Source organism: Methylobacterium sp. 1030 (assembly GCF_040544715.1).
In the GTDB taxonomy this organism is placed as follows: Bacteria; Pseudomonadota; Alphaproteobacteria; order Rhizobiales; family Beijerinckiaceae; genus Methylobacterium.
Window position 1 is genome coordinate 37,721 of record NZ_JBEPKM010000028.1, and the last position, 26,052, is coordinate 63,772.

Annotated in this window: 18 protein-coding genes; 9 read left to right on the top strand and 9 right to left on the bottom strand. The window is 74.8% G+C overall.

What is annotated here, in order from left to right; genetic code table 11:
* Nucleotides 1-23: 23 nt before the first annotated feature.
* The 3 genes from ABIC30_RS28625 to ABIC30_RS28635 form a co-directional block, all read right to left on the bottom strand.
* Nucleotides 24-968 carry an alpha/beta hydrolase gene (locus ABIC30_RS28625; RefSeq protein WP_020094358.1) on the bottom strand — a complete coding sequence of 315 codons (945 nt, stop codon included), beginning with the start codon at nucleotides 966-968 and terminating at the stop codon, nucleotides 24-26.
* A 103-nt stretch (nucleotides 969-1,071) separates the two neighbouring features.
* The gene (locus ABIC30_RS28630; RefSeq protein WP_020094357.1) at nucleotides 1,072-1,950 is read right to left on the bottom strand and encodes a pirin family protein; all 879 of its coding nucleotides are present in this window, start codon (nucleotides 1,948-1,950) and stop codon (nucleotides 1,072-1,074) included.
* A gap of 186 nt (nucleotides 1,951-2,136) precedes the next feature.
* On the bottom strand, nucleotides 2,137-3,048 hold the full coding sequence (locus ABIC30_RS28635; protein ID WP_020094355.1) for a LysR substrate-binding domain-containing protein: 912 nt from the start codon (nucleotides 3,046-3,048) through the stop codon (nucleotides 2,137-2,139).
* A 124-nt stretch (nucleotides 3,049-3,172) separates the two neighbouring features.
* On the opposite strand from ABIC30_RS28635, the gene ABIC30_RS28640 reads away from it, so the two are divergent.
* Nucleotides 3,173-3,811, top strand: coding sequence for an isochorismatase family protein (locus ABIC30_RS28640; protein ID WP_020094354.1), 639 nt, complete (start codon nucleotides 3,173-3,175; stop codon nucleotides 3,809-3,811).
* Between the two features lie 414 nt (nucleotides 3,812-4,225).
* Complete coding sequence (locus ABIC30_RS28645; protein ID WP_020094351.1) at nucleotides 4,226-4,504, top strand: hypothetical protein; 279 nt, start codon at nucleotides 4,226-4,228, stop codon at nucleotides 4,502-4,504.
* A gap of 390 nt (nucleotides 4,505-4,894) precedes the next feature.
* Here ABIC30_RS28645 and ABIC30_RS28650 read toward each other — a convergent pair whose 3' ends face one another.
* The 6 genes from ABIC30_RS28650 to ABIC30_RS28675 form a co-directional block, all read right to left on the bottom strand.
* Nucleotides 4,895-5,884, bottom strand: a complete 990-nt coding sequence (locus ABIC30_RS28650) for a helix-turn-helix domain-containing protein (protein ID WP_026605115.1) — start codon at nucleotides 5,882-5,884, stop codon at nucleotides 4,895-4,897.
* Between the two features lie 435 nt (nucleotides 5,885-6,319).
* A complete protein-coding gene (locus tag ABIC30_RS28655; RefSeq protein ID WP_234081384.1) occupies nucleotides 6,320-7,168 on the bottom strand; it encodes an ATP-binding cassette domain-containing protein in 849 nt (282 codons plus the stop codon).
* Nucleotides 7,165-7,962 (bottom strand): siderophore-iron reductase FhuF, encoded by a 798-nt coding sequence (gene fhuF, locus ABIC30_RS28660; RefSeq protein WP_020094348.1) that lies wholly within the window; start codon nucleotides 7,960-7,962, stop codon nucleotides 7,165-7,167. The genes ABIC30_RS28655 and fhuF overlap by 4 nt, the downstream gene beginning before the upstream one ends.
* Nucleotides 7,959-9,971 (bottom strand): Fe(3+)-hydroxamate ABC transporter permease FhuB, encoded by a 2,013-nt coding sequence (gene fhuB / locus ABIC30_RS28665; RefSeq protein ID WP_020094347.1) that lies wholly within the window; start codon nucleotides 9,969-9,971, stop codon nucleotides 7,959-7,961. Before fhuB ends, fhuF begins: the two co-directional genes overlap by 4 nt.
* Nucleotides 9,968-10,912, bottom strand: a complete 945-nt coding sequence (locus ABIC30_RS28670) for an ABC transporter substrate-binding protein (RefSeq protein ID WP_106735926.1) — start codon at nucleotides 10,910-10,912, stop codon at nucleotides 9,968-9,970. Before ABIC30_RS28670 ends, fhuB begins: the two co-directional genes overlap by 4 nt.
* Nucleotides 10,913-11,015: 103 nt before the next feature.
* On the bottom strand, nucleotides 11,016-12,389 hold the full coding sequence (locus ABIC30_RS28675; protein WP_020094345.1) for a lysine N(6)-hydroxylase/L-ornithine N(5)-oxygenase family protein: 1,374 nt from the start codon (nucleotides 12,387-12,389) through the stop codon (nucleotides 11,016-11,018).
* Between the two features lie 440 nt (nucleotides 12,390-12,829).
* Here ABIC30_RS28675 and ABIC30_RS28680 point away from each other — a divergent pair, with 440 nt between their 5' ends.
* The 7 genes from ABIC30_RS28680 to ABIC30_RS28710 form a co-directional block, all read left to right on the top strand.
* Nucleotides 12,830-13,063, top strand: coding sequence for an MbtH family protein (locus ABIC30_RS28680; protein ID WP_020094344.1), 234 nt, complete (start codon nucleotides 12,830-12,832; stop codon nucleotides 13,061-13,063).
* A 2-nt stretch (nucleotides 13,064-13,065) separates the two neighbouring features.
* Nucleotides 13,066-13,782, top strand: a complete 717-nt coding sequence (locus ABIC30_RS28685) for a thioesterase II family protein (protein ID WP_199778774.1) — start codon at nucleotides 13,066-13,068, stop codon at nucleotides 13,780-13,782.
* A gap of 62 nt (nucleotides 13,783-13,844) precedes the next feature.
* Nucleotides 13,845-14,828: a TauD/TfdA family dioxygenase gene (locus ABIC30_RS28690; protein WP_020094342.1), complete on the top strand. Its 984-nt coding sequence runs from the start codon at nucleotides 13,845-13,847 to the stop codon at nucleotides 14,826-14,828.
* Nucleotides 14,828-16,525: a cyclic peptide export ABC transporter gene (locus ABIC30_RS28695; protein ID WP_020094341.1), complete on the top strand. Its 1,698-nt coding sequence runs from the start codon at nucleotides 14,828-14,830 to the stop codon at nucleotides 16,523-16,525. The genes ABIC30_RS28690 and ABIC30_RS28695 overlap by 1 nt, the downstream gene beginning before the upstream one ends.
* Nucleotides 16,522-21,006: a condensation domain-containing protein gene (locus ABIC30_RS28700; RefSeq protein WP_234081386.1), complete on the top strand. Its 4,485-nt coding sequence runs from the start codon at nucleotides 16,522-16,524 to the stop codon at nucleotides 21,004-21,006. Before ABIC30_RS28695 ends, ABIC30_RS28700 begins: the two co-directional genes overlap by 4 nt.
* Nucleotides 21,003-24,158, top strand: coding sequence for a non-ribosomal peptide synthetase (locus ABIC30_RS28705; protein WP_234081387.1), 3,156 nt, complete (start codon nucleotides 21,003-21,005; stop codon nucleotides 24,156-24,158). Before ABIC30_RS28700 ends, ABIC30_RS28705 begins: the two co-directional genes overlap by 4 nt.
* Nucleotides 24,155-26,052, top strand: a 1,898-nt coding sequence (locus ABIC30_RS28710) for a condensation domain-containing protein (protein WP_354456506.1), incomplete at its 3' end; no start/stop codon positions are given. The genes ABIC30_RS28705 and ABIC30_RS28710, both read left to right, overlap by 4 nt.

Consider the following 26,052-nt stretch of genomic DNA (forward strand, 5'->3'; position numbering starts at 1 on the left):
GTCCTCTTCGAGAGCGGCGATGGTCAGGATGCGGAGGCGCGGCGCAGGAAGGCGGCGGCTCGGTCGAGGGCCCGGCGGCTGCTGTCGAGGTGGGCGATGTCGAGCTGGAAGACGTGATGCAGGCCCTCCCAGACCTCCAGCCACACCGCGACGCCAGCCTGTTCGGCGCGCCGGGCGTAGCGCGTCGCGTCGTCGATGAGGCGCTCGTCGGTGCCGACTTGGATCAGGAGCGGGGGCAATCCGCGCAGGTCGCCGAGGAGCGGTGAAGCCAGCGGGTGGCGGACATCGCGCGCGCCGGCATACTTGCGCGCGCAGTCCTGCAGGTACGCACGGCCGATGAGCGGGTCCTGCACCGAAGGATCGTTCATGGAGGGGCCGGACAGCGTCAGGTCGGTCCAGGGCGAGAAGACGACGCCGGCCACCGGCGCAGGGCCGCGCGCGCGCAGGGCGAGGCTCGCCAGGGTGACGAGGCTCAGCCCGCCCCCGGCCGAGTCCCCGACGACGGCGATCCGGTCGTAGCCTTGGCCGATCAACCAATCCCAGGCAGCCAGCGCCGCCTCCGGGGCAGCGGGCAGCGTCGCCTCCGGCGCCAGAGGATAGTCGATGGCGAGCGCGGCGACGCCGGCCCGGCTCGCGATCTGGCTGACGAAGCCGCGATAGGCCGCGGCCGTGCCCTGGACGTAGCCGCCGCCGTGCAGGAAGAGGATCGCCTGGCCGGGCGCGGCATCCGCGGGGCGCACCCACCAGCCGCGGATGCCGGCCTCGTCCACGGGGTCGAACGCGACGCCGTCCGCGCGCGGGCTGCCGGCTATGAAGGTGTCGTAGACGGCCCGCGGCTCTCCCGTCGCGTTGCCCCAGAAGCGCGCGAACAGGTCCCGCAGGGCGTCCTCGCGCCGCCGTTCATCGTCGGCGAGCGGAATGGTGATCGTCCCTGGCGCCGGATCGGGGCCGAAGGTGTCGTCGCGCATCGCAGTTCCCGCTGGTGCATCGGCCCGACCGCCGCCGGGCAAGGCTCCGCCGTCCGCGCGTCGCTCGGCGCCGCGCGGGGTTCGTGTGTCGGACGATCGGATCTCAGGCCGGGATGCGGCCGAACGCGCCCCGGGCGTAGCCGGCGAGCGCGCGCTCGACGTCGGCGACCGTGGACATCACCAGCGGACCGCGCTTGACGAAGGGCTCGCGGATCGGCCGCCCGGCCATCAGCACGACATGCGCAGCCTCGGCGGCTTCGAGGATGATCTCCGCGGCGGAACCGGCGCCCACCGCTAGGGCGCCGCCCTCCGGCAGGAGGCGCTCCTCCTCACGGCAGCGGACGGACACGCGCCCCGACACGGCGTAGATCCAGGCTTGCCGCCCCTCGGGCAGGGCGTGGGCGAAGGCGCCGCCCGGCTGTAGGAAGCCGTCGAGCAGTGTCATCTCCTCCGGGGTGCCACCCGCGCCAACAACGTCGCCGCTCTGCCCCAGGACGACGCGGACGCGATGGCCGCGGCCTTCGAGGACCGGGATGTCGGCCGCGCGAACGTGCAGCGCGCGCGCCGGCTGCGCCTTGAGGCGCGCGGGCAGATTGACGAAGACCTGCAGGGCGTGGACCCGTGCCCCTTCGGCCGGCCTCTCCTCGTGCGCGGCGCCCGACGCCGCCGCGAGCCAGTAGAGGTCGCCCGGCTCGAGGGCGACGTCTCGGCCCAGCGTGTCCCGGTTGAGGAAGTGGCCGGTCGCGTCCTCGAACATGACGGTCACGGCCGAGATGCCGGCATGGAGGTGCGGCTCGAAGGTCGGCCCGGTCATGACGAAGTGGTCGACCATCAGGAGCGGGTCCATGCGCCCGTCGAAGGCTTCCTCGGAGAAGTGCGCCGCGGAGAAGTTCGAGCCGATGCGGTGGGGCGCTCCGAGAACGGTCTCGCCGAGCCTCGGGTGGAGCGCGTCGGCCCCGTGGATGGTCTCGAGAGCTGTCATGTCCTGCCTCGCTGCGTGGATGTGCCGATGGTGTTGCGACAAACGCTGGCCGAGAAGGCAGCCATTTTCGGACCTATCGTCCGATCGTTTGGACGCCGGGATCCGGCATCCGGTGGCGCTCGCGGCGGATGGGGACCGGCCCCGGCTCCGCACCCCCTCGACCGACCCCGCCGAGATCGCCCGCGCCTAGAGCAGCACGGCCTTCGGAAACTCCGCCGCGAGGTGGTCGAGGAAGGCCCGCACGGACGGAAGCAGGCCTTGGCGGTAGGGAATGAGGGCCGTCAGGGTGGAGTCGCCCGCGACCCAGTCGGGCAGAACGCGCCGCAGGGCACCCGAGCGGACGGCCTGACGACAGATGTAGCTCGGCAGAGCGACCACGCCGATGCCGCGGATGGCGGCCTGCTGCAGCCCGACCATGTCATCGCCCATCAGCCGCGGGCTCAACGGCAGTACCGCCTCGTCCCCGGCGCGGCTCGCGTGCCGCAGCCGCCAGACCGGCGCGACCCCGGTCCGCATCATGAACAGGGACGGATGGTCCCGAAGGGCGTCCGGATTGTCCGGAGCGCCGTTCTCGTCGAGGTATGCCGATCCCGCGAACAGGAACCAGGGCGCCGGCGCCAGGGTACGCTGGACGAGGTTCGAGTCCGGCAGCGGGTCCGTATGGGCCCGCACGGCGATGTCGAAGTTCTCGCCGACGATGTCGACGGTGCGGTCCGCGCCGTGGGCCACGACATTCACCTTCGGGTGGCGGACGAGGAAGTCCGCGATGATGTCCGCCAGGGCGAACTGCATGGTCGCGATGCCGGCCGTGCACCGCACCGTGCCGGTCGGCTCCGTCAGGCGCTGGCGGATCGTCGTCTCCGCCAGCTCCGCCTCTCTGAGCATCGCGACCGCGTGGCGGTAGAAGTCCTCCCCCGCATCCGTCATGCCGAACCGGCGCGAGGTCCGGTTCAACAGCCGGACGCCGAGGGCGGCCTCCAGCTGCTGGAGGCGGTGGCTCAAAGTGGATTTCGGCACGCGCAGCGTCCGCCCGGCGGCCGTGAAGCCGCCGCGATCGACGACCTGCACGAAGTAGAAGAAGTCGTTCAGGTCGAGCACGCCGCCCCCTTATCGTCCAAACCTATGGACGCTGGGTTCGGATTGTTGCGGCTTCTGGGCCGCCGGTCCAGCCGATAGCACTTGCTCGTCGCCGGCCCCGACGGGGCTTGAGCAGGAGGATACGATGACCGCTCGCGCCTACGAACCGCTCACCGCCGAGAACGCAGCCCTCGTCCTCGTCGACCATCAGGTCGGCCTGATGACGGGCGTGCGGGACTATTCGACGGGCGAGCTCAAGCACAACGTGATCGCCCTGGCGAAGGCCGCCACGGCGCTCGGCCTGCCCATCGTGGTCACCACGACGGCGCGCGACAGCCTATGGGGTCCGACCTTCCCCGAGTTGGTCGCGGCGTTGCCCGGAAACGAGATCATCGACCGCTCGTCGGTGAACGCCTACGACGACGCGCGCGTCGCCCGGGCCATCGAGGCCACGGGCCGCGAGAAGCTGATCTTCGCCGGCATCTCGCTGGAGGTCTGCGCGGCTTTCCCGGCCATGACAGCCGTCGCCCGCGGCCTCGACGCCTACGTGGCTGTCGACGCCTCCGGGACGTTCAGCGAGACCAAGCGCCAGGCCGGCCTTCTCCGTATGGCGCAGGCGGGCGTGGTCCTGTCCGACTACGCGACGCTGATGGTCGAGATCCTGAAGGACAACGCCCGCCCGGAGGCGGGCCCGGTCTACGCGGCCTTGGACATGCCCTGGGCGACCTTGGTCGGCCAGGTCGCCGCCTCCTTCGGCAGAGTGCACGGCGGAGCGAATGCTTGACCGTTCACGACACGTGTCAGTTTGCGGCCTGTCCCACAGCGGTCGCGCCAGCGGTGTCTGCCGGCCCCTGCTCGACGCAACAATCGAAGCAACACGCGCGTAAGGCCGAGCTCTTAAATCCTTCATTAACCAAAGGCCCGAACGGCCACGAGGGGGAACCGACATGACCACCATCATCGCACGACTGCTGATCGTCATCAGCGTGATCGGCGCCATCGCCTGCGCGCCGATGCTGACGCCCGCATCCGCAGCCGGTCTCCTCGCGCAGACGAGGTGAGCCGTCATGGGCATGCAGTCCGTCATCCTGCTGGTCATCGCCGGCAACTTCGCCTGCGCCTTCCTCATCCCGTATCTGGCGATGACCGGAGCCTGAAGGCGTCTCCTCGGTAGATCTCTCACCCTACGGAGCCGATCATGAGTATCTCGAAGACCGCTTGCCTCACCGCTGTCCTCGGCCTCGTCTCCAACATGGCCTTTGCCCAGCCACAGGCGAGCCAGGAGAACCTGAAGCGCCACTGCATAGGAGATTACCTGGAACATTGCGGCCAGTTCTCGCCCGACGGCGGGGAAGTCCAGGCCTGCTTCCGCGAGAGAGCCGGCCTCCTGACACCGAATTGCTCGATGGCCATCGCCGCTTACCAAGAGGAGCAGAAGGCCGCGAATCCGATCCGGAAGGTCCGCGCCGCACGGTGAAGTCATCCCTTCGCGTCTTCGATAAGGTCAGCCGAGCCGGCATCTGCGAAATCCGGCGCGGCACGGAATTCGCCCGTGTCTACCGTCGCCTGCCCTGACCGGGATGCGACCCGCCGCAGGGTATCAACCTTACCGCGCCCGACAGCCCTCGGCGAATGGGGGTTGGATGACTGGTACCGCAAGCCAGCGCACGCGGTGCGCGTTCGCCGCGCACAGTCGAAGCGCGATGCGAAATCTCCTGCGCCGGATCGTGGCGGAGTCCGCCGCTTCTCGAGATTGGGCGCGAATGGAAGCCGAGGTCGGCTTTCCCGCACTTGATGCCCAGAAGCGGATAGGCGGGAGATCACCCCGAACTGCCGTTCCGGGAGCGACCCGAACCGGTCACTCAGGTCACGAGAATGACGGCCGGGACGCGGACGCGCCCGGTTGCTTGTCTCGGCTGTGCGCCTGCCGGTAGTCACGCGGGCTCATGCCGTAGCGATCCTTGAAGCGGCGCGCGAAATGCGCCTGGCTGCTGAAACCGCAGCCGTAAGCCAGCATGCCGATCGACAGGTGGGCGCAGGCCGGATCATTCAGGCGCTTGGCTGCCGCCTCCAGGCGGCGTCCCCAGATGTAGTCGGAGATGTGCCGGCCGCGCTCGTGGAACAGTTCCTGGAGCCGGCGCAGCGACACGCCCATCGCGGCGGCGAGTTGCGGCGGATCCAGGTTCGGGTCGCTCAGGTTCGCCTCGACATAGGCCTTGGCGCGCTGGACCGTGACGTTGCCGTGAACGGAACGGGGTACCTCCTGCGCCATCCGTTCGGCGAGGCTCGCTATGATCAGGTCCGTTCCGATCGCCGCCATGCGCACGGCCGCGTCGGGCGTGAGCTGATCGCCCATGCGCACCAGCTCCTGGAGGAAGGTGTTTGCCAGGGTCGTGGAGGCGAGGTCCGCGCCGACCGTGAGTGCACAGTACAGCCGGGACGGACCCAGCATGGCCTCGAAGCGCTCGCGCGGCAGATCGATGACGAGGGAGATGCCCGTGTCGGCCTCGCAGACGGCCGGGCGTGCGTCGATAACGACGAAGTCGCCCGTCCGGAATACAGCCTCCCGATCGCCTTGCTGGATGGCGTCCTGGCCGGAGAGCTTCATGGACGCGTAGAGGCGGTCGGGCTGCCCATAGCGCCGGATCGCGTCGGGGGTCGCTTCAGTCCGCATGGCGGTGTGTGCCATCTTGGAGATCGGCACAGGCCCGATGCTGGTGACATCCAGCCTGCCCTGAAACGGAACCCCGTGAAGGGGTTGCTGGTCGATCGGGATCAATCGCTCGCAGATCGTCTCGCGCCAGCGCCGGAACGCGTCCTTGGGGTGAATTCCCTCTGTCGAGAAGAACGGTTGCATGCGTAGCCTCGGCACGCTGCGCGCCGTCCCGAAGCGCAGACTGCGGATCCGCAGGGTTATTGTATATAATCTATCATCTCAAGACCGCGGTGCCGGGTGCTTCGCGGCGGTTCTGTCCGCGTCTCAACCCATGCCGTCGGTAAGCGCACCGGCAGGAAACCGCCCCGAGCCGCCACTCCGATCGCACCCAAGCCTGACACGGGACCACCCCGCGGGGGCCGGTCACCGTCTCGGAATCCCTCCGTCCCCGCCAGCGTTGTCGGAGCCGCCGCAACGGCCGCGCTCTTCCCGACGCCTCGATCGTCCAGACGACACGAGGTCACCGCCGGGCGACGAGGTCCGCGGCGCGCCGCCACCCGAGCGTCCGGCCGATTCGCGCTCGAACCCTGGGTCCGAGCGTGCCGGATCGCGAGCAGCTGGTCGTCGCGCGCCGGCCTACGATCCGCGCAGGTAGCTCAGTGGCCGACCGGTATCCGGATGCGGCATGACGCCCATCGGGATGTCGTACACGGCGCGCAGCGTGTCGGGGTTCATCAGCGTGCCGGGCGGCCCGTCCGCGATGAGGCGTCCCGAGTGCAGCGCCAGGATGCGGTCGCAGACGCGCGCCGCCATGTTCACGTCGTGCAGGACCACCACGACGCCGAGCCCGTCACGATGGGCCAGATCGCGCACGAGGGCGAGGATCTCGACGGCGTGGGCGACGTCGAGGGCCGAGATCGGCTCGTCGAGCAGCAGGCAGGCGGGCTCCTGCGCGATCATCATCGCGAGCCAGACGCGCTGCCGCTCACCGCCCGAGAGCGTGTCGACGAAGCGGTCCGCGAAGGCGGCGACGCCGGTGGCGGTGAGCGCCCGCCGGACCGCCTCGCGATCCCGGTCGGCGACGCGGCCGAGGGCGCCGTGCCAGGGATAGCGCCCCAGCGCCACGAGCTCGCGCACGGTCATGCCCGGGACCGGCGGGAGCGCCTGCGGCAGGTAGGCGACCTCGCGCGCGAAGGCGCGGTCCTCCCAGGCACTGAGGGCGCGATCCGCGAACGCGATCCGGCCGGCGGTCGGCGCCTGCTGGCGGCCCAGCAGCTTGATCAGGGTCGACTTGCCGGACCCGTTATGGCCGATCAGGCCCACCACCTGCCGCGGCTGGATCACGAGGTCGAGGGGATGCAGCAGGGTGCGTTCGGGGAGACCGAAGCTCGCGCCCTGCAGGGTGAAGAGCGGGGGGGCGCCCGCGGCTTCCGCCGTCGGCGCGCCCCGCGGCCGCGCGACGACCGGCGCATCGGGACCGTTCATGCGGGCCTCCTCGGGCCGTCCGTTCCCGCCGGACCCGCTTCGGGGCGTGCCGGCAGGGGGCAGGCGCCGCAGAGGCTCTGGTCGGGGATGAGGTAGCGCAGGCAGCAGACCTTCCGCACCCGACGCGGCGGCGCGCCCGCCGGCGCGTCCCCCGCCTCCGGGACGTAGCGGATCGGCGCGAACAGCGGGTTGGGCGCGCCGGACCGGCGGCGGCTCGTCAGGACGCTCGCGGCGGCCGCGTGCCCGGTCCGGCCCGCCTGCGGGAGCCCCTCGGTGCGGCGCACCACGAACTCGAAGATGTTGCCGGCATTGCTCCACAGCACGCGCGGCGCCACGCCCGAGACCGCCGCCAGGGCACCGACCAGGGGCGCCAGGTGCGCGTCGATCAGCGCGCCGAAGCGATCCGCCGGCGCCCGCGCCCCGGTATGCCCGCCGGGCCCGTCGCTCCCCGCGGCGGGGTCGCGCAGCTTGAGCGCCCGCGTCAGCCCGCCGTCGTCCGGGACGATCTCGACGGCGTCGAGGGCCACGGGCAGGACGAGGTCGAGCACGATGTTGGCGGCGAGCGCGGGCACCACCAGCATCGAGAAGTGCTGCTTCGCCCAGATCGACGCGACGGCGCGGGGCTCCGGCGCCGCGAAGGTGCGGGCGAACCGGTCGAGCTGGTCGGTCAGGACGCGCGGATCGAGCAGGTCGGCGCCCCTCACGGAGGGGCGCGGATCCTCCGCGGACACGATCCGATCCCGGTAGCCCTCGAGGGGGCCGACGAACAGGGCGTTCAGCGGGGAGAGAATCATCGGCGCAGCATCAGCCAGACGAAATAGGCGCCCCCGAGAACCGTCGCGACGAGGCCGGCGGGCAACTGCCACGGGAAGGCCGCGACGCGCCCGAGCCAGTCGGCCAGCACCATGATCAGGCCGCCGGCGAGCGTCGCCGCCACCAGCTGCTCGGCGGCCCGGCTGAAGCCCAGGCTGCGGGCGAGGTGCGGCCCCATCAGCCCGACGAAGCTCAGCGGGCCGACGAGCAGGGTCGCGGCGCCGGTCAGGATCGCGGCGACCGACAGGACCGTCAGGCGCGCCCGCGCGACCTGGAGCCCGACGGCCCGGCTCGTCTCCGCCCCGAGCGGCAGGATCGTGAGCCAGCGCGCGAGCAGCGGCGTGCCCGCGAGCACCAGGGCCGCGCCGAGGCAGGCGAGCCCGGCCTCGGTCCCGGTGGCGTTGTAGGTCGAGCCCGAGAGCCACGTCAGCAGGGCGGCGGTCCGCGGGTCGGCCGTGGCGAGCAGGAGCGCGATCACCGAGCCGATCAGGCTGGTGAGGGCCGCGCCGACGAGCAGGATCCGGGCGGAGGCGTAGCGCGCCCGGCGGCCCAGGGCCAGGATCGCCAGCAGCGTCGCGAGCGCGCCCGCCGCGGAGGCGGCCAGCATCGCGGCCGGGCCGAGGCCGGGGGCGAGGAACAGGACGAGCACCACCACCAGGGCCGCGCCCGCGGAGACGCCGAACAGCTCGGGGCTCGCGAGGGGGTTCCCGGTCAGCCGCTGCAGCAGCCCGCCCGCGTAGGCGAGCATGGCCCCGGCCCCCAGGGCGGCCAGCGCGCGCGGCGCCCGCCAGGCCAGGAGGGCGCCCGGATCGGGGCTCCACAGCCAGCCCTGGGCATCCCGCCCCAGGGTGAGCGACAGGCCGACGGCCGCGAGGGCCAGGATCGCGAGCGTCCCGATGGCGGGCCACGGCCGGGCGAGACGGACCGGGATAGGCCCCGGCGCCGGCGGCGCCTCGCGCGCCGTGCGCAGGCCCAGGATGAGGCCGACCAGCAGGGGTGCGCCGACGAGGGCGGTGACGGCGCCGGTCGGGACACCGCTGCGGCCGATGAGCCGCTGCACGAGCTGATCGGTCAGGACGAGCAGCACCGCCCCGGCCACCGGCCCCCAGAGCAGGCGGTCGCGGAGCCGGCGGGCGCCGCCGTAGCGGGCGAGGGCCGGCCCCGCCAGGCCGACGAAGCCGATCACCCCGAGATACCCGGTCACGCTGGCGCCGACCGCGACGCCGAGGGCGAGGGCGGCGAGCCGCGTGCCGGCGGTGGAGACGCCGAGGCCCCGCGCCCCGGCATCGCCGAGCTCGATCAGGGTCAGCGGGCGCGCCAGCAGGCCGGCCGCGAGGGCCGCGAGGGCGAGGCGCGGGAAGAGGCCGCGGACGCCGTCCCAGTTGTTCTGGTTCAGCGCGCCGGCCTGCCACGCGTAGAGGTCGGAGAGCGCGTCGAAATGCGCGAGCACCAGCATCCGGTTGGCGGCCTCGGCGGACAGCCCGACCACCAGTCCGGCGAGGATGACGGTGGACGGCGCGTAGCCGCTGCGCCCGCTCAGCAGCAGCACGAGGCCCGTGCACAGGGCCGCCCCGGCGCCCGCGACGGGCTCGTAGCCGTAGATCAGGAGGGCCGGCCACCACAGCGTCGCGAGGGCCAGGGCGAGCTTCGCGCCCGCGAACACCCCGAGGGTTCCGGGCTCGGCCAGCGGGTTGTCGAGCACCTGCTGGAACAGCACGCCGGCCAGGCCGAGCCCCCCGCCCGCCAGGACCGCCATGGCGAGGCGCGGCAGCAGGCTGTCGCGCAGGACGAGCTGCGGCATGTCACCGTCGGTCGGGTGGAGCAGGGCGGCCCACCACTGCCCGGGCGGCAGGACGGCCGCCAGGTTGGCGTGCAGCAGCGCGGCGCTCACCGCCAGCGCGAGGGCGAGGAGCCCCGCCCCGCGCCAGAGCGGCGAGGCCCCGGACCCGTCGGCTCGCGCCCGCCGCGCTCCGGCCCCGGCCGCGCTCACGCCGGGGCCTTCCCGAGCGCCGCGGCGACCTGACGGGCGAAGCGCGCGGCCGACGGCAGGCCGCCGTTCGGATGGACGACCGGCATGCGGATCACGCGGCCGGCGCGCACGGCGGGCAGCGCCCGCCAGAGCGGGCTGTCGTCGAGGCGCCCGAGGGCGCGCGCGGTCTCGGCGCCGCGGTCGAAGTGGATCAGCGTCGCGTCGGGCACCTCCGCGAGGTCCTCGACCGCGGCGAGCACCGTGCCCGCGCCGCTCTGCCGGCCAGTCCAGGCATTGGTCAGGCCGAGGCGCTGGGCGACCGCGCCGACGGTGCTGCGCGTGCCGAAGACGGCCAGCTGCCGCCCGTCGTCGCGGAAGCGGCAGATGTAGACCGGGCGCCCGGTCCGGCCCGCGAGCGCGGCCCGGGCCTCGGCGAGCGCCCCGTCGGTCCCGGCGACCAGCGCCCGCGCCGCCGCGGCGCGGTCGACGCGGTCCCCCAGGTCGCGGGTCAGCGCGTCGAGGTGGTCGATCGGCTCCCGCGCGCCCGCGACGATGGGCAGCGCCACGACCGGGGCGATCCGGGTCAGCGCGACCTGGATCTGCGCCTGCCACGGCGCGGCGAGGATGAGATCAGGGGCGATCAGGCTGAGGAACTCGAGGTTCGGCTCCTGCAGCGGGCCGAGGTCGAGGACCGAGTCCGGCAGGGGCGGCTGCGCGATGAGCTTCTCGTAGAGCGGCCGGTTGGCGATCGCCACCGGCACGAGGCCGATGGCGAGGAGCGTCTCGGCGAACAACCCGTCGAGGGCGACCACGCGGGCGGCGGGCGCGCCGCCCGTCTCCGCGCGCCGCGGGTCTTCGGACGCACCCGCGGGGGACGCGGCGAAGCCGCCCGGGACGAGACCCAGGACGCCCGCGGCGAGGCCGGCGAGGAGGGCGCGACGATCGCCGCGCGGGCGGCTCATCCCCATGCGCCGGCCCGTGCGCCGACTCGGGCGAGCGGGCGGCGGATCCGCCCGCGGCACGCCTCCGCGCGCCGCGCCCGGCCGGTCCGCGGGACGGCGAGCCTCATGGATGCGCTCCCTGCCGCTCCCAGGCGCGGATCCCGCCGGCGGCGGGCGCGCGCGCCGGGGCGACCGCGCCCCCGCGCCCGTCCTGATCGAGCAGGCTGTCGACGATCTCCTGTGCGCGGACCGGCAGGACCGAGAGCAGGGTGTCGCTCAGACCGTGCGAGGTCTCCGAGTAGCCCTGGACGTAGATGCGCGGGACGAAGCCGGGGCGGGTCGGGACGCGGTAGTCGCGCGCCAGGTCCGGCCCGTCGCGGTAGGGCGCGAGCGGTTCGAGGATCGCCGGGTTCGGGTCGCGCGCGTACCCGGTCGCCAGGACGACGCCGTCGTAGCTGCGCTCCGCCTCGACCTCGGCGTAGCGGTCGACGGTCCGCAGCCTGATCCCGCCCGCGTCGCCGACGGCCGAGAGGATCTCGCTGCGCGGCCGGAGGTGCAGGCGCTGCGGCCCGGAGACCTTCTCCCGGTAGACGATGACGTGGAGCGCCTTGAGCAGGTCGGCGTCGATCACCGCGTAGTTCGTGTTGCGGTAGCTGCGCACAATCGCCGCCCGCCGCTCGCTCGGCTGCGCGTACACGAAGTCGGTGCGGTCGGGGTGGAAGATCTCGTTGACGAACGGCGTCGCGTCCGACGGTCGGAGGGCGTGGCCGCGGAAGACGAGATCGACCTGCAGCTGCGGGAAGCGGGCGTGGAGATCGTGGCCGATCTCGGCGGCGCTCTGGCCGCCGCCGATCACCGCCACGCGGGCGCCCGGGCGCGACAGGTCGAGCGGGCTGCCCGGGCCGCGCCGGTCGACGTGGTCGAGGTAGCGGCTCGAATGGCAGAGCCGGGGATCGCGCGCCAGGGCGGCGAAGGCGGCGGGCACGTGCGGGGCGCCGCCCACCGCGAGGGCGAGGTCGCGCGTCTGGCGGCGGATCTCGCGGCCCGCGGCGTCGCGGGTGACGACCCACAGGGTCTCGACCGTCCCGTCCGGTCCCAGCCCGGGCTCCACCGCGACCGCGGTCTCGCCGTAGTCGCACCGGTCGGCGAAATGGTCCGCCACCCAGCGGAGATAGTCGTTGAACTCGATCCGGCTGGGATGAAACGTCCCGAGATCGATGAAATCGTGCAGTCGACCCTGGCTGTGCAGGTAGTTCACGAAGGTCAGCGGGCTCGTCGGGTTGCGGAGCGTGACGAGGTCCTTGAGGAACGAGATCTGCATGTCGCTGCCCGGCAGCAGCATGCCGCCGTGCCATCGGAAGTGCGGCTGCCGCTCCAGGAAGCGGTACCGGAGGCCGCGCGCCGCCGGGGTCTCGGCCAGGGCGATCGCCAGGGCGAGGTTCGACGGCCCGAAGCCGACCCCGATGACGTCGCAGAGCGGTGCGGCGCGCGCGGTCATCCGATCGTCTCCTCGTCCGCACGACGGGGTGGGAGCCGGGGCGCGCGGCGAGGTGCGCGGCGATCCTCGCCGCCGCGGCGCACGGGGGCGGCGCCTCCCTCGGGGGAGCCGCGCGTTCCCCCGGCGGGACCGCTCGCAGGCGACCGGAAGCTGGTTCGCGCACACGCCACTGACCGCGTCCCCCGCCAAGCCCCGGACCACAGAACACCCGCCGGCCGAACCCGCCGGCCGCACTGCGTAGCGCGAACCGCCACAGTGATTCAAGGTCTCCGGAAAACACTTCTGACGATCGAGCAGTAATGAATTAAATTAGAACATTTCAAATATGTAAAAGGGCCCTTGAGTCCGGCGATCTTTCGGCCATGTTATGCGCCGACAAGCGAAGTTCATTGATTCATTGGCGAGGCAGCTCGCAGCTTTCACCTGAACGGGATGCATCGATGGCGTTCGATCGCGAAGATACGCTGTTCTACGTGGTGGTGAATCACGAGGAGCAATACTCGATCTGGCCGAGCTACCGCGACATCCCTGACGGGTGGCGCGCCGTGGGCGATCCGCGCGCGAAGGCCGATTGCCTGGCCTACATCGACGAGGTCTGGACCGACATGCGGCCCCTGAGCCTGCGCCGACACATGGAGGCTCAGGAGCGGGACGCGGGCGGCGCGCGGGCGTGACCGTGCCGGGACGAGTCCGGCTGTTCTGCCTGCCCTACGCGGGGGCGAGCGCCGCGGTGTTCGCGCAGTGGCGCCGCGGCCTGCCCGACGCGGTCGACGTCAGGCCCGTCGAGCTGCCGGGGCGCGGCTCCCGGATCGGCGAGGCGCCCTGCACCGACCCGCGGGCGCTGACGCGGCGCCTCGCGGACGAGGTCGCCGGTTCCGTCACGGGCTCCTACGCGCTGTTCGGCCATAGCCTGGGCGCGCTGCTCGCCTTCGAGCTGGCGCACGAACTCCGCGACCGCGGGATCGCGGCGCCGCGCGCGCTGTTCGCCTCCGGATGCGCCGGACCGGCGGTGTGCGACGGGGCGTATTTCCGCCGCCCGCGCAGCGACGCGGACCTGCGCGACGCGCTGTCCGCCTACGGCGCGACGCCGCCGGAGGCGCTGGCCGATCCCGCCCTGATGGCCCTGGTGCTGCCGGTGCTCCGGGCCGATTTCCGGCTGCGCGGCGCCTACACCTACGCGGCGCGCCCGGCGCTGGACTGCCCGATCCAGGCGCTCGGCGGGACGCGGGACGACGTCGCCCGCGCCGACCTCGAGGCCTGGGGCCGCGAGACGCGCGGCCCCTTCGACCTCGCGCTGTTCGAGGGCGACCACTTCTTCATCCACGCGCGGCGGGGGCCGGTGCTCGACCTCGTCGGCCGGCGGATCGGCGCGCGGGCCGAGGTCGCGGCCTGAGGCGGCCGCGCCCGCCCATCGGCGGCGCGCGGGCCGGCGGCGCGAACGAACGGGATGTCACCATGGAGGACGCCGTGATGGAACTCGTGACCAAGCCCCTGCGGGACGAGGGTCCTCTGCCGCTCCTGGTCACGCCGCCGGAGGGCGCCGCGGGCGCGGCGCTCGCGGACGCGCTGCCGGCGATCCGGGCCGCGGCCGAGGCGCACCTCCACGCCGCGGGCGGCCTGCTGCTCCGCGGCTTCAGCCTCGACGGGCCCGACGCGTTCCGCAGCTTCGCGGCGGGCTTCGGCCACGACCTCCTGAGCTACGAGTTCGGCTCGACGCCGCGCAGCGCCGTGACCCAGGGGGTCTACACCTCGACCGAGTACCCGCCCCACCAGCACATCCCGCTGCACAACGAGCAGGCCTACGCCCGCGACTGGCCGATGAAGATCTGGTTCTACTGCCAGCAGGCGGCGCCCGAGGGGGGCGAGACGCCGCTGGCTGACAGCCGCGCCATCTACCGCGCCGTGCCCGAGCCGATCCGCGCGCGCTTCGCCGAGCGGGGCCTGATGTACGTGCGCAACTACGGCAACGGGCTCGACGTGGCCTGGGAGCAGGTGTTCGGCACGCAGGACCGAGGGGCGGTCGAGGCGTACTGCGCCGGCCACGGGATCACCTGCGAGTGGAAGCCGGACGGCGACCTCCGCACCCGGCAGGTCTGCCAGGGCACCGCCCGCCACCCCGAGACCGGCGAGCCGGTGTGGTTCAACCAGGCCCACCTGTTCCACGTCTCGAACCTCGAGCCGGAGGTGCGCGCGACCCTCCTCGACCTCGTCGACGAGCCGGACCTGCCGCGCAACGTCTACTACGGCGACGGCAGCCCGATCCCCGACGCGGATCTCGACGCGATCCGCGCCGTGCTCGCCGCGCACACCGTCGTCTTCCCCTGGCAGTCCGGCGACGTGGTGATGCTGGACAACATGCTGACCGCCCACGCGCGGACACCCTTCAAGGGCCCGCGCAAGGTCGTGGTGGCGATGGCGCAAGCCGGCCGCGCGCAGTGATGGCGGCGGCGTTCGCCTTCGCGGAGCCCGGGTCCGCGCCAGGGACCGCGCTGTGGCGCGCCCTCGCGCGGGGCGCCCGCGCCCGGCTCGTGCTGGCCGGCGCGGCGAGCCTCGTCGGCGGGATCGCCACGACGGGCCTGATCGTGCTCATCAACGGGGCGCTCCACGCGTCCGAGCCCGCCCGGGCCGACCGGGTCGCCGCCTTCGCGGCGACCGCCCTCCTCGCCTGCGCGGCGCTCGTCGTCTCGCGCGCCCTCTTCGCCGATCTCGGGCAGCGCGGGCTCGCCGATCTCCGGTCCGCGATCGCCGCGCGCGTCCAGGCCGCCGCGTTCGCGGATCTCGAGGCTGTGGGGAGCGCCCGGGTGCAGGCGCTGGTGACCGAGGACGCCAACCAGGTCGCCAACTTCCTCACGGCGCTGCCCGTGCTCGTCACCAACTGCGCGGTGGTCGCGGCGACCCTCGCCTATCTCGGCTATCTGTCGTTCCCCCTGTTCCTGGCCTCGGCCCTCACGATCGCCCTGGGGGCCGCGGGCTACTCCGCCTGCTACGGCCGCGTCACGCGCCACCTCGCCCGGGCCGGGGCGGAGCAGGACCGCCTCGTCGGACATTTCCAGGCGCTGCACGGCGGCGCCAAGGAGCTGCGCCTCAACCGGGAGAAGGGGCGCCACTTCCTCGACGCGGTCCTGGCGACCGCGATCGCCCGCGTCGCCGACCACCGCCGGCGCGGCCTCGCCCTCCTCGCGCTGGCGGCGGGCTGGGGCCGCATCCTGTTCCTGGCCCTGATCGGGCTCGCGCTGTTCGTCCCCGGGACCGGCGCGCAGAGCCAGGCGGTGACGACCGGGTACGTCATCGCCCTGCTCTACCTGATGGGGCCGCTCGAGGCGGTGCTGAACACGATGCCGCTCGTCAACCTCGCCCGCGTCGGCGCGCGGCGGATCGAGGCGGCCTTCGCCGAGCTGCCGCCCGAGCCGGTCGGCGATCCGGGGACAGGCCCGGCCGCGCCCCGGCGCGACGCCACCGTGACCCTGCGGGGCGTGACCCATCACCGGGCCGATCCGCAGACCGGCGACCGCTTCGACCTTGGCCCGGTCGACCTGACGCTGCGCCCCGGGGAGATCACCTTCCTGGTCGGCGGCAACGGCTCCGGCAAGACCAGCCTCGCCCGGGTGATCGCCGGCCTGCACCCGCCGACCGGCGGGACGCTGTGCCTGGACGGCCGCCCGGTGGCGGGCGCGGCCCTCGCCGGCTACCGCGCGCACGTCGCGGCCGTCTTCTCCGATTTCCACCTGTTCGAGACGCTGCTCGGCCGGCCGGACGCCGCGCGCGAGGCGCAGGCGCGCGCGTGGCTGGCGCGCCTCGGCCTCGACGGCCGCGTCAGCCTCCGGGACGGGGTCTTCTCGACCCGCGATCTCTCGACGGGCCAGCGCAAGCGGCTCGCCCTCCTCGTCGCCTGCCTGGAAGACCGGCCCGTCATGATCTTCGACGAGTGGGCCGCCGACCAGGATCCCGACTCCCGGGCGGCCTTCTACGAGACGCTCCTCCCGGAGCTGGCCGCCGAGGGCCGGACGATCCTCGTCGTCACCCACGACGACCGCTGGTTCGACCGGGCCGACCAGGTCGTGAAGCTCGAGCGCGGCCTCGTGGTGGAGCACCGCGCCGCCCCGCCGCGCGGCCGCCAGGCGGGAGCCGGCGCGTGAGCCTGCACGAGAGCCTGCACGTGGGCCGCGCGCACCGCGCGCCGTCGCCCCACCGGCCCGCGCCGGACGACAGCCTCGTGGCGATCCTGCGGGCGCGGGCGGCCGCCACGCCCGACCGGCTGACCCTGCGCTTCCTCACGGACGGGCGCGCGGTCGGGGCGTCCCTCGACTACGCGGAACTCGACCGGCGGGTCCGCGCCCTCGCGGCGCGCCTCCAGCGCGACGCCGAGCCCGGCGCGCGGGCGCTCATCGCCCTGCCGAGCGGACCGGACTACGTCGTGGCGTTCTTCGCCTGCCTCTACGCGGGCCTCGTCGCCGTGCCCTCCTTCCCGCCGGAGACGCGGGATCCGCACCACGCGGCCCGCCTCGCCCTGATGATCGCCGACATGGCACCGCGCCACGTCCTGACCGATCGGGCGAACCGCGAGACCGTGGCGGCGACCTGCGCGGGCAGCTCCGTGGGGGCGATCGTCTGCGTCGACGCGGTCGGCAGCGCCGGGGCGGAGACGTGGCGGCCGGTCCCGTGCCCGCCCGACACCCTCGCCTTCCTGCAGTACACGTCGGGCTCGACCGCGAATCCCAAGGGCGTCGAGGTCACGCACGGCAACATCGTCGCCAACGCCCGCTGGCTCGCCGAGGCGATCGCGCCCGGCCCGGACGACGTCTTCGTCTCCTGGCTGCCCCTCTACCACGACATGGGCCTGATCGCGGGGCTGATCGAGCCGATCTTCGCCGGCGCGCCGCTCGTGCTGATGAGCCCGCAGGCCTTCCTCGCCCGGCCCGCCTCGTGGCTCGAGGCGATCGGCGCGCATGGCGGCACGATCAGCGGCGGCCCGGACTTCGCCTACCGGCTGGCCTGCGAGCGCGTCGGCGCCGCCGCGCTGGCGGGGCTCGACCTCGCCGGGTGGCGCGTCGCCTACAGCGGTGCCGAGCCGATCCGGCCCCGGACCCTCACCCGCTTCGCCGAGCGCTTCGCCCCGGCGGGCTTCGCGCCGACGGCGCTCAGCCCCGCCTACGGCCTCGCCGAGGCGACCCTCCTCGTCGCGGCCAAGCCCCTGGGCACGCCGTGGCGCCGGCTGAGCGTGGCGCCGGCGGCGCTGGCGGCCGGCCGCGCCGTCGCCGACGAGGCCGGCACCGCCCTCGCGGGCAGCGGCCGGCCGGTCCGGCCCGAGCACCTGCGGATCGTCGACCCGCGCACGGGCCTCCCCTGCCCCGACGGGACGGTCGGCGAGATCTGGCTCAGCGGCCCCTGCGTCGCGCGCGGCTACTGGAACAACCCGGAGGCGACCCGCGCGACCTTCGTGCCCCGCGACGGCGCGACCTGGCTGCGGACCGGGGACCTCGGCTTCCTGGACGGCGGCGAGCTCTTCGTCACCGGGCGCGCCAAGGACCTCATCATCCTGCGCGGCCACAACGTCTATCCGCAGGACGTGGAGACGGCAGTCGAGGCGCGCGTGCCGGCTCTCCGCCCGGGGCGGGTCGCGGCCTTCGCGGTCGAGGGCCCGGCGGGCGAGGCGATCGGGATCGCCGCCGAGATCGGCCGGAGCGCCGCCGCCCGCGCGCCGGAGATCGCCGCCGCGGTCGACGCCGCGCTGGCGGAGGTGCTGGCCGAGCCGGCGGAACTCGTGGCCCTGCTGGCGCCGGGCACCCTGCCCAAGACCACGAGCGGGAAGCTCCGGCGCGGCGCGTGCCGGGACGGCCTCGCGGCCGGCGACCTCACCCCCCTCCACCTCTACCGGCGCCCGCAGGGTGCCCCGGCGCCGGATGAGCCGCCCCGGAGCGCGACGGAGCGCGCCCTCGCGGCGATCTGGTGCGATCTCCTCGGCCTGGACGAGGTCTCGCGCGGGCGCGGTTTCCTGGAACTCGGCGGCCACTCGCTCCTGGCGATGCGCGCCGTCGACCGCGTCCGCGCCGCCTTCGGGGTCGCCCTGCCGCTGCGCGACCTGTTCGCGGCCCCGACCCTCGCCGACCTCGCGGCGCGGATCGACGCGCTGCCCCGCGACGCGGTGCCGGCGCCCGCGCTCCTGCCGAATGCGGGCCCGCCCCTGCTGTCGCTCGGCCAGCAGCGGCTCTGGCTGGCCGAGCGGCTCGGCGACCCGGCCGGGCGCGGCGCCTACGTCATGGTCGGACATATCCGGTTCGGAGGCCCGCTGGATCCCGACCGGCTCGCCGCGGCCCTGCGCCGGGTCGTCGCCCGGCACGCCGTGCTGCGGACCGGCTATCCGACCGGCGAGGACGGCCTTCCGGAGCCCCGGATCGCCGAGGCGGTCGCCCTCGACGTGCCCGTCGACGACCTCACCGGCCTCGATCCGGGCGCCCGCGAGGTCCGGGTCGCCGCGTGCGAGGCCGCGGAGGCCGCCGCGCCGTTCGACCTCGCCGTGCCGCCGCTCCTGCGCGCCCGGCTCCTGCGCCTGGCCGCCGACGATCACCGCCTCGTCCTGGCCCTCCACCACCTCGTCGGCGACGGCTGGTCGGTCGGCGTGCTGCTCTCCGAACTCGGGGCCGCCTATCGCGGCGCGGAGGCGCCGCCCCTCCCCGTCCAGTACACGGATTTCGCGCGCTGGCACCGGGCGGCCGTGGAGCGCGCGGCGGCGGCCGAGACCGCGTTCTGGCGCGGGCACCTCGCGGAGGTGCCCGCCCTGCTGCCCCTGCCGACCGACCGGCCGCGGCCGGCGGTCCCGTCGCAGGCCGGCGGCTCCGTCCGCTTCGAACTGCCGGGGCCGCTGGTCGTCCGTCTGGCGGAGCTGGGCCGGGCGCGCGGCGCCTCGCCGTTCGTCGTGCTGCTCGCGGGCTTCCAGGCCCTGCTCCATCGGCTGAGCGGGGCCGAACGCTTCGTGGTCGGCACCGACGTCGCGGGCCGGCCGCACCCCGAGCTGGCCGGGCTGATCGGCTTCTTCGTCAACGTGCTGCCGATCCGGGCGCGCCTCGACGGCGCCCCGTCCTTCGCCGCGCTGATCGAGCGCGTCCGCGAGGACGTCCTCGCCGTCTTCGAGCACGCCACCCTGCCCTTCGACCGGATCGTCGACGCCCTCGACATCCCGCGCGCCCGCGCCCGGCCACCCCTCGTCCAGGCCCTGTTCGTGATGCAGAACGCGCCGCCCGGCGATTTCGGTGTCCCGGGGCTCGCGGCCGAGGCCCGGGCGGCCAGCGCGCACGGCTCGAAATTCGAGATGGCGCTCTTCCTCGACCCGCCCGCGCCGGGGGGCGGGATCGCGGCCGAGTGGGTCTTCGCCACGGCCCTGTTCACCCCCGAACGCGTCGCGCGCCTCGCGGAGGCCTACGCGACCCTGCTCGCCGCCGCAGCCGCCGCGCCCGCGGCCCCGCTCCCGACCCTGCTGCCCGGCCTGCCCGACCTTCTGCCCGCGCTCCCGCCCTCACGAGACCCGGAGGACCCCGTCATGTCGAACACCGCCCCGTCGCTCCCGCGCACCGGCCGCCTGGAAGCGAAGCTCGACAAGCTCAAGGGACTGGGCGCCGGCAAACCCGCCGCCGCCGCGGGCGAGCCGGCCCGCCTCTCGACCCTGGCGCCCGGGCGCGACTTCCCCCTCGTGATCGAGCCGCTGTCGGCCGACGTCGACGCGGTGGCCTGGGCGACCGCCCAGCGCGACTGGGTCGAGGGCAAGCTGCGCCGCCACGCCGGCCTGCTGCTGCGCGGCTTCGGCATCGCGACCCCGCAGGAATTCGAGGCCTTCGCCGAGGCGCTCCAGCCCGGCCTCTACGGCGGGTACGGCGACCTGCCCAAGAACGAGGGCGGGAAGAACACCTACCGCTCGACGCCCTACCCCGAGCGGGAGATGATCCTCTACCACAACGAGAGCAGCCACCTGCATGCCTGGCCGCGCAAGCAGTGGTTCTTCTGCCAGCAGCCGTCGCCGGTGGGCGGCGCGACGCCCATCGTCGACTGCCGCGCGCTGTACCGGCAGCTGCCGCCGGCGATCGCCGACCGCTTCGAGCGCCTGGGGCTGATCTACGTCCGCACCTTCACGGAGCGCTTCGACGTCGACTGGCGCCGGTTCTTCCACACCGAGGATCGCGCGGCCGTGGAGGCGCGCTGCCGGGCCGAGGGCGTCGACTTCGCCTGGCTCGACGCGGACACGCTCCAGACCCGCACGCGCTGCCCGGCGGTGATCACCCACCCGCTGACCGGCGAGAAGTCGTTCTTCAACCAGGTGCAGCTGCACCACCCGCGCTGCCTCGACCCCGAGGTGCGCGCCGACCTCCTCGGCCTCGTGGGGCCGGAGCGGATGCCGCGCGACGTGCTCTACGGCGACGGCACGCCGATCGAGGACGCGGTGATGGACGAGGTCGGCCGCCTCTACGAGGCGATCGCCGTGCGCTTCGACTGGCGCCCCGGCGACGTCGTGATGCTCGACAACATGCTCGCCGCCCATGCCCGCGACCCCTACGAGGGGCCGCGCCGGATCGTCGTCGCCATGGGCGACATGGTCGAGCGCGGCGCGGTCACGGGAGCGGCGGCATGACCGGCGCGGCGATGACCGGCGCGGCGATGACCGGGGCGCCGGCCTCCCTCGCGGCGCCGACCCGGGCGCTGACCCCCGAGCAGCGCGCCTGCCTCGACGCGGCCGGCGCCGCGCCGAGTCTCGTGGCCGAGATCGACCTTCCCGGGCCGGTCGAGGCGGACCGCCTCCGCCGCGGCCTCGCCGCGGTCGCCGCCCGCCACGACGTCCTGCGCACCGCCTTCGTGCGCGAACCGGGCTTCCGCGGCCTGCGGCAGGCCGAGGCCGGCGCGCCCGCTATCCCGCTCGATACCGGCGCGCCGCAGGGAGACGTCGGGACCGTCGGCCTCGCGCCGGAGCGCGGCCAGACCCTCGCGGCCGTCCTCCTGCCGGGCGCGACGCCGCGGCTGCGCCTCGTCGCCAGCGCCCTCGCGGTCGATGCCGGCAGCCTCGACCGCGTCCTGTCGGAGGTCGCGGCCGCCTGCGCGGACGACGCGGCACCCGGCGCCGATCCCGAGGCCGCGACCTACGCCCAGTACGCGGAGTGGCGCGAGGCGGTCGCCGCCGACGACGCGGACGGCGAGGGCCAAGCCTACTGGCGGGACCAGATCGGCGCGGGCGCGGCGCCCCTCCGGCTGCCCTATCGCCGCGGGGCGGCCGCCGACGCGGTGGAGGAGCCGGCCGCCGCGATCCGGCTGAGTCGGGCCGTCGACGCCGCCGTCACGGACGCCTTCGCGCGGGCGTTGGCCCGGCCGGACCTCGCCGCGGCCGGCGCCGAGGCCGTGCTCCAGGCCGCGTGGTGGCTGCTCGTGGCGCGCCTCGCCGAGCGGACGGAGATCCTCGGCGGCTGGGCGCACGATTGCCGGCGCGACTACGCGGTCTTCGCCGGCACGGTCGGCGTCTTCACCAAGACGCTGCCCCTGCGCCTCGTCCTCCCGCCGGAGACCAGCGTCTCGGAGGCCGCGGCCGGTCTCGCCGCGCGGCTCGACGAGCACCGCGCCTTCCAGGAACTCTGCCCCCTCGACGCGGCCGGCGGCGACCGCCGCCCCGCGGTCGGCTTCGCGCTCGCGGCTCAGGGGGCCGCGCAGGACCGGCTCCTGCCCGGACCCGCCGGGTTCGAGCTCTGCCTGGAGCCGGCCCTCGACGCGGAGGGGCACCTCGCCGCGCTGACCTTGCACGCCGACCCGCGCCGCTACGCGGTGGAAGCCCTGGAGACCCTGCTCGATCAGGTCGAGACGCTGCTCGCCCGCCTGCCCGCGAAGGCCGCGACGCCCTTCGCGACCTACCCGCTCGTCGGCGCGCGCGAGGAGGTGCGCCTGCGCGCCTTCGGCCGCCCGGCCGCCCGCGCCCTGCCGGCGGAGACCCTTCCGGTCCTCGTCGCCCGCCACGCGGCGACGGCGCCGGACGCCCCCGCCCTCGCCGGCGCTGGCCGCACCCTGTCGTACGCCGCGCTGGAGGATCGCGTCGCGCGCCTCGGCGCCTGGTTCGCCGCGCGCGGCGTCGGTCCCGAGCGCGTCGTCGCCCTGGACCTGCCGCGCTCCGTCGACCTCGTGGTGGCGATCCTCGCGGTCTGGCGCGCGGGGGGCGCCTACCTGCCCCTCGACCCGGCCTGGCCGCAGGCCCGCCGCGACCGCCTGATCGCGCTCGCCCGGCCCGCGCTGACCGTCGCGCTCGCGGCCGACCCCGCGGCCGGCCGGCACGCCCTCGGGGCGATCCTCGACGGCCTCGGTGAGGCCCGGCACCCCGCCGAGGCCCGGGACCCCTCCGACATGGCCTGCCTGCTCTTCACCTCCGGCTCGTCCGGGACGCCGAAGGGCGTGGTGATCGAGCACGCCCAGATCCGCGCCTACGCGGAGGCCGTCATCGACGCCCTCGACCTGTCCGGTTACGGGCGCTTCGCGCTGACCTCCACGGTGGCGGCCGACCTCGGCAACACCATGCTGTTCGCGGCGCTGCGCCTCGGCGCCTGCCTCGTGGTCGCCGACGAGGCCGAGATGGCCGACGGCCCGGCCTTCGCGCGCTTCCTGCGCGGCAACGCCGTCGCCTGCGCGAAACTGGTCCCGTCCCACCTCGCCGCCCTCCTCGACGGCGTCGAGGACCCCGCGCTGCCCGCCCTGCTGGTGCTCGGCGGCGAGCCGACGCCGGCCGCCCTGGTCCGGCGGATCCGGGCGGCGGCGCCGACGACGCGGATCGCCAACCATTACGGTCCCACCGAGGCCTGTGTCGGCGTGCTGGTGCATCCGGACGCGGCCACCGCGCCGCCGGACGAGAGCCTGCCGCTGAGCCGCGTGCTCGCCGGCAGCGAGGCCTACATCCTCGACGCGGCGGGCGCGCTCGCGCCGACCGGCGCGGTCGGCGTGCTCCACCTCGGGGGCGCCCAGATCTGCCGCGGCTACCTCCCGGGCACGGAGGCCGGCGGCGCGGGCGCGTTCTCGCCCAACCCCTTCGGAGCGGGGCGGCTCTACCGCACCGGCGACCGGGCCCGCCTGCTGCCCGGCGGCCGCCTCGTGCTCGCCGGGCGGGCCGACGACCAGATCAAGCTGCGCGGCCACCGCGTCGAGCCGGGCGAGGTCGAGGCCGCGCTGGCGGGCCTCGCCGGCGTGAGCCAGGCGGCGGTGCGCCCGTTCACGGGGCCGGACGGCGCGACCGGGCTCGCGGCCTACGTGGTCGCCGACCCCGAGCGGACACCCGCCGCGCTCCTCGCGGCGCTGGCCGAAACCCTGCCCGCCGCATGGCTGCCCGCCCCGATCCTGCGCCTCGACAGCCTGCCGCGGCTGGCCAACGGCAAGATCGACCGCGCCGCCCTGCCCCGTCCGGACGTTCATCCGGACGCGGACACGGGCGTCCCGCCCCGCACGGCGCTCGAGACCGTGCTCACCGACGCCATGGCGGAGCTGCTGGGCCTCCCGGCGGAGCGCCTCGGCGCCGCGGGCGACTTCTTCGCGGCCGGCGGCAACTCACTCCTCGTCATCAAGCTGACGGCGCGCATCCGCAAGCTGCTCAAGGTCGAGATCCCCCCGAGCCTGGTCTTCGACCACAGCACGCCCGCGACCCTCGCGGCGGCGCTCGGCACCTACGCCCCGCCGGACGCGATCGAGGAGACGGCGAGCCTGCGCCTGGAACTCGCCGGCCTGAGCGAGACCGAGCGCGCCGGCCTCGCCGGGGTGGGCGCGTGACCGGGGTCGGCGCGCGCGACGCGGCGCGGCAAGCGGCCCTCGCCCGCCTGCTGCGGGAGGACGCCGAGGCAGCCGACGGCATCCCGCGGCACGCCGGCGGCCCGGCGCCCCTGTCGTTCCCGCAGGCGCGGCTCTGGTTCCACCAGCGCTACGACCCGGAGAGCCCGGCCTACCACTCGGCCCGGGCCTTCCGCCTCACCGGCCCCCTCGACGTCCCGGCGCTCGAGGGCGCGTTCCGGAGCCTGATCGCCTGTCACGACGTCCTGCGCACGGCGCTGGCGGATACCGCCGACGGCCCGCGCCAGATCCTGCACCCGCACGTGCCGTTCGAACTCGAGCGCGTCCCGGCCCTCGACGGTGACCCGGGCGCGGCGCTGCGCGCCCTGAGCCGCCGCCCCTTCGATCTCACCCGCGCGCCGCCGCTGCGCGCGGTCCTGTCGGAGGCGGATCCGGCGGGCGGGCGCGTCCTCCTCGTGGTGATGCACCACATCGCGGTGGACGCGTGGTCGACGGCGCGGCTCTTCCGGGATCTCGCGCAGGCCTACCGCGCGGCCCTCGCCGATCCCGCGCGGATCGGGCAGCCGCTGCCCGCCCCGCGCCTGCGCTTCGTGGATTTCGCCGCGTGGCAGCGCGCCCGGTTCGACGGCGCGGCCGGGTCCGCGGCGATCGCGCGCGGGCGCCGCTACCTCGGCGACGCCGTCCCGGCCCTGGACCTGCCCCTCGACTATCCCCGCCAGCCCCTGGCGAACCGCCCGGGCGGGCGGGTCGACTTCACCCTGCCCGCCGATCTCGCCGGCGCGGTGGCCGTGTTCTGCCGGTCGCAGGCGTGCCCGCCCTTCGTGGCGCTGCTGGCGGCGTGGCAGGTGCTGCTCGCCCGCCTGAGCGGCCAGACGGACTTCGCCGTCGGCGTGCCGAACGCCGCCCGCACCCGCCCCGAGCTGCAGGACCTCGTCGGCTTCCTCGTCAACACGCAGGTCTACCGCGTCCGCCTCGATCCGCGCGGGAGCTTCCGCGATCTCTGCGCGCGGCTGCGCGGCGAGGCGATGGCGTTCCTGGCCGAGGACGACGTCCCCTTCGAGCGCCTCGTGGCGGAGACCGGGATCGCGCGCGACGCCGCGACCACGCCGGTCTTCCAGGCGGCGTTCAACTTCCGCCCCAGCCGGGATGCCACCCCCCTCGACCTCGCGGGGGTCGCGGCGGCGCGGATCGACGTCGACGTGGCGAGCGCCAAGTTCGACGTCGCCCTCGACGTCGCCGCCGACGGGACCGGCATCGATTGCCAGCTCGAGTACGATGCCGGCCTGATCGCGGACGCCACCGCCCGGCATTGGCGCGACGGGTTCCTCACCCTGCTGCGCGCCCTCGTCGCGGCGCCAGACCGGCCCCTCCACGCGGCGAGCACGCTCACGGCCTCCGACCGGGCGGTGATCGGCTCGGCGAACGCGACCGCCCGGGCTTATCCGGACGGCGCCGGCGACGTCCTCGCCGCCTTCGCAGGCCATCTCGCGCAAGACCCGGACGCGATCGCGGTGACCGACGCCCGGACCAGCTTGACCCGCGCCGGCCTCGACGCCCGCGCCACCGCCATCGCCCGACGCCTCGCCCGCGCCGGCGCCCGACCCGAGCGAGTCGTCGGACTCCTCCTCGAGCGCACCTGCGACCTGCCCGCCGCCTGGCTCGCCGTCCTCAGGACCGGCGCCGCCATCCTCCCCCTCAACCCCGAACTGCCCGCAGCCCGCCTCGCCGCCCTCGCCGCAGAGGCCGACCTCCTCCTCACCCAGCCCGAACTCGCCGACCAGCACCCCGCCCTCGCCGACGCCGCAGGGCGAGCGCCCCTCGTCCTCGACGCCGATCCGGATACCGATCCGGATACCGATCCGGATACCGATCCGGA